We start from the raw sequence: 4,241 nt of genomic DNA on the forward strand, positions 1-4,241 counted from the left end.
AAGCTAAGTGTCGGTTTTCCCCAAAAGCGGCGCACCTTATCATACTTTTGTATATTTGCAAAATCGGGATGCTCCCGGTTTTTTTTCTGGACGGATGAATCACGTGGCGGGTATCCTGGATGCTTTCGGTCATGAAGTTTTACAATACCGTAAGGGCGAAGGGTGGGGGCAAAATTTCTTTATTTTGACTACCGAGAGTCACCGCAAAATGGTTCGCACCTACACAAAATAATCAACCCAGATAGGACTTAGGATCTAACTCACATCTTGCACCATTGTCAAGAACAGGCTTTCCGGCCTGTTCCACAAAGAGTGAATTTTCTTGTGGAACAGGCCGGAAAGCCTGTTCCTAAAAAGCTTATTGAGAATGGTGCAACATCTCAGATATAACTCAAGTCCTCAGAGACTGCCGGGAGCATCTCACCTTTGCGGCCAAGCTAGAAATTGGAGTTTTGAGGCAGGAGGCAGGAGGCAGGAGGCAGGAGGCAGGAGGCAGAAGGAAAGAGGAAGAAGGAAAGAGCCAGAAGAAGGAAGGAGCCACAAGAAGGAAGGAGCCAGAAGAAGTATTTTTACAAATATGAGATGTTCCCAGACTGCAGACTGCAGACTGCCCGCGTACATTACTCGCGACGATAGGTTGTTTAGCGAACTGCGAAGCTGTAATGCCTTTCTGTGACTGACGGGCCTCGCACTACGATTTTGAGGCGGCGACTTGGCGGTAAAATTCCTTGGATTTTGAAGTTGCCCTTTCGATCGATCTTAATCTCTTCGTTGTGGACATAAACTGTGTCGATCGGGTTAATTTGACCGCTGAGGCTATAGATATTGCCGCTGAGTCTCAATAAACTGCGGACTTTGAGTTGAGCTAGGCGAGGGCTGGCTGAGGGCGCCACGGGGGAGGTTTGAGGGAAAATTGTCGTGGAGTTGCCGCTGTTGACAACTACTTCCGAGTCGGCGCTGTCGGATACTACGACTGCACCTTCAATAGTTTCGACTGCGGTTTTGCCCCCGCCGACGCTGACGCCAAAGGAGGTGCCGCGGACTCCGGCAACGCCTTCTGGGGTTTCAACCCTGACTGGGGCCCTTTTGGCAGAACGGGTTTTTTGGGCAATTTGACTGGATTTGCCGAGTCCGCTGAAGGTATTGAGGGCGACTATTTGGTTTGTCGGGATAATTGTTGAGGTGTTGGCTGCGGGAGTTGCCGCAGCAGTTTTGCCGATCGACAATCTGACTCGCCCCCTGCTGACAAAAATCGCTGTGTCTTTTTCGCCACCTGCACTGCTTGACAAATTGGATATTCTGACTGCGGTTTTTTCGGCAACTTCCACGGTGCCGATGTTGTTGTCGATGCCTAAACGGGCTGTGGAATCGGGGCCGGTGATGATTTCGTCTCCGGGGGCGAGTAGCCGATCGCCCACAACCGCTGGCCGCCCTTTAAAGCTGACTGTACCGCGAATTTCTTCTATTTCGAGCGATCGTCCAGTCGCTGTTCCCTGAGCCTTTATCGTCTCTGCTGGGGATAAATTCGCCGCCACTATTGCCGGATTTTTGGGAGATTTTGAGTCGGTTGGCAGTGCTGGCGGTCGAGCGAGTGAGACAATTTTAGTAGGGTTCGAGGGCTGTTTGGGGAATGGAGAGAGCGGACTGGCGATCGTCCCACGAAAGGGCGACAGACTCGCCAGCACAGCCAAGGACAAACTTAGGATCGGAATTTTGGTCGATCGCCCACACGTAAAAATTTTCTTCATAATTTCAGTTTTGTGATCTTGAAGTTCCTTGACTTCCTTTCCTCTATTAGACTCCTTAAATCCGGCAATCGTTCCATTTTTTATGCCGTAACACAGCCGCAAAAATAAACTTTATCAGCCTGAAAGTTTAGCATTAAAAATTCTTTTTTTGGTCAGATTTTAGTAAACTGTTACAACATGGCATTTTACTAAAATCTGAGCTTCGGGAAATTTTGCCAACCCGACTAAAAGTCTTTTGCAGCATGAAATTTCGCCGCTGTCAACATCAGAGAGGCCAGATTTATATATAGCAAACATAAAATTAATTACTGCTTTTGAAGGCCTTTTGGCTTCTGCCTGAAGGATGACTAATTTGGGATAAATCCTGTAGTTGTGGAAATTAATAAAAAGATGCTTTTTGCGAAGCGATAAAAAATAATTATCTAAGTGGTGAACAGCCTCTGCCAGTGGAGCTTGCCGCTGTCGAACATTATGAAGCAAACCCAAGCGAATCAGGGTAGACGATCGACAAACTCCGACTAGAATACCGTTTTTTAGGGAAAGTTGGTGGAAATTTCGATGGAAAATCATAGGGAGCGATCGGCTGCTGGTGTTGCTGTTCCGAAGTAGACGGCAAACTGTAAAATGGACGGTTGTATATAGGTTATATAGAGCAGGAGAACAATTTCAGTGGCAATAGAAGTAGGTCAGAGAGTGAAGGTGCGCCGTCTCAGAGATCGGATACCTGCAAATATGGTGGGCAAGATAAAGGAGAATCCAGTAGGCACTGTTGACGGATTCAGAATGGTTGACGGTAGCGGAGTAGGCGTGGTTGTCAAGTTTGACGGTTTTGCGACTTGGTTCTTTGAAGATGAGCTAGAACCCGTTTAACAGAAGGCAGTTGTCAGTGGGCAGTGGGCAGTGGGCAGTGGGCAGTGGGCAGTGGGCAGTGGGCAGTGGGCAGTGGGCAGAAAAGCAGTCGTTATTTGTTATTAGTTAGTTGCCACCAATTACTAATGACAACCGTCAACTGACAACTGACAACCGTCAACTGACAACTGACAACTGACAACTGCCCCCCTCCCCCACTCTCGCTGAAGCTTGCGCTTAAATGTTAAAGAGTAAGCTTTGGCAGTGAGAACAGAAAATGGCTTTGATTTTGACATTTTTGGGCAAAGGCGGCACTGGCCGCAGTACGATCGCGATCGCAACAGCTAAAAAATACGCGGCTCAAGGCAAGCGAGTTCTGCTGCTCGGCCAAGATCCGGGCCCTGCATTGGGTATTCTGCTAGGGGTTCCCCTGACTCTCAGCCCCCAGGAAATCGCCCCCAACCTCAAAGCAGTTCAGGTGCAAAGTGCGCCGCTGCTAGAACGCAGGTGGGACGAAGTTAAACAACTAGAAGCTCAATATGTCCGCACTCCGTTTTTCAAGCAGATTTACGGTCAAGAATTAGGGGTGTTACCGGGAATGGACAGCGCGCTGGCGTTGAACGAACTTCGGGAATACGAGGATAGCAAACAATACGATGTAATTGTTTATGACGGCAATGGCGGCATGGATACGCTGCGGATGCTGGGAATGCCGGAAATTCTGAGTTGGTACATCCGCAGGTTCCGTCAAGCTTTGGTAGATTCGGATTTGGGTAAAGCTTTGTCGCCTTTTATTCAACCGGTTGTCAGTACCGTGTTGACGGTGGATTTGTCGGGAGACAATGCTTTTCAATCTACGAAGCAAGTCGATAATCTTTTGGATAAGGGTAAGGAAGCGCTGGCAGATCCGAACCGCACGGCAGCTTTTTTGGTGACGACTGGGGATGCAAGTGCGATCGCCACTGCTCGCTATCTTTGGGGAAGTTCTCAACAAGTTGGCTTGACTGTGGGCGGTGTCATTGTTAATCAAGCACCGGTTACAGAAGCTATTACTGCCGAGTTTGATCCTTTGACGGCTGTTTCGGTTCCGGCGCACAGTGACAATAATTGGCAGTCGCTAATTGATGCTTTGCCAGATTTTTCTGAGGCCGCAAAAGCTCCTAAACCCATTAACATAAACATTGCACAGCGTCAAGTTAGTTTGTTTTTGCCTGGGTTTGACAAGAAAGAAATTAAATTGATTCAATCCGGGCCGGAAGTGACGATCGAAGCGGGCGATCAGCGGCGCAATATTTTGCTGCCTCCAGCGCTGACTGGGAAATCTGTTACTGGTGCTAAGTTCCTGAATGGTTACTTGATTATTTCTTTTTAGGGTAAGGAAGAAGGCACTCTAAGAGATTTTGACACGGATACACGGATGAATTATCGAGTTCTCTAATATCATGTCTCGTTGATTCGCGATCGTATAATTTGCGCTGTGGTTGGGGCGGGTTTCACCAACCATAATCGCCTGAAACAAACAATCTCAAAAACCCGCCCTCTCTCTCCCCACGGTAAATCGAAATATACTAGGACTTACGCATTGACAAAATAACCAAACAGTGTATTGATAAATAATTGTCGTCTCCTTTCTAAGTATGGAAC

The 4,241-nt window shown here is 47.9% G+C and carries 5 protein-coding genes; 3 read left to right on the forward strand and 2 right to left on the reverse strand.

What is annotated here, in order from left to right:
• Positions 1-452: 452 nt before the first annotated feature.
• Entirely contained in the window at positions 453-581 is a 129-nt protein-coding gene (locus tag QUA16_RS35855) for a hypothetical protein (protein WP_333109538.1), read from the forward strand.
• Positions 582-641: 60 nt separating this feature from the next.
• Here QUA16_RS35855 and QUA16_RS35860 read toward each other — a convergent pair whose 3' ends face one another.
• Both QUA16_RS35860 and QUA16_RS35865 read right to left on the reverse strand, forming a co-directional pair.
• Positions 642-1,748, reverse strand: a complete 1,107-nt coding sequence (locus tag QUA16_RS35860; protein ID WP_333109537.1) for a FecR domain-containing protein — start codon at positions 1,746-1,748, stop codon at positions 642-644.
• Between the two features lie 159 nt (positions 1,749-1,907).
• Positions 1,908-2,318 (reverse strand): hypothetical protein, encoded by a 411-nt coding sequence (locus tag QUA16_RS35865; RefSeq protein ID WP_333109535.1) that lies wholly within the window; start codon positions 2,316-2,318, stop codon positions 1,908-1,910.
• A gap of 99 nt (positions 2,319-2,417) precedes the next feature.
• Here QUA16_RS35865 and petP point away from each other — a divergent pair, with 99 nt between their 5' ends.
• Together petP and QUA16_RS35875 are read left to right on the forward strand one after the other, a co-directional pair.
• A complete protein-coding gene (petP, locus tag QUA16_RS35870) occupies positions 2,418-2,618 on the forward strand; it encodes a cytochrome b6f subunit PetP (RefSeq protein ID WP_333054278.1) in 201 nt (66 codons plus the stop codon).
• A 256-nt stretch (positions 2,619-2,874) separates the two neighbouring features.
• Positions 2,875-3,969, forward strand: a complete 1,095-nt coding sequence (locus tag QUA16_RS35875; RefSeq protein WP_333109533.1) for a Get3/ArsA fold putative tail anchor-mediating ATPase NosAFP — start codon at positions 2,875-2,877, stop codon at positions 3,967-3,969.
• Positions 3,970-4,241: the final 272 nt, after the last annotated feature.

Source organism: Microcoleus sp. S13_C3 (assembly GCF_036700905.1).
Classification (GTDB): domain Bacteria; phylum Cyanobacteriota; class Cyanobacteriia; order Cyanobacteriales; family Microcoleaceae; genus Microcoleus.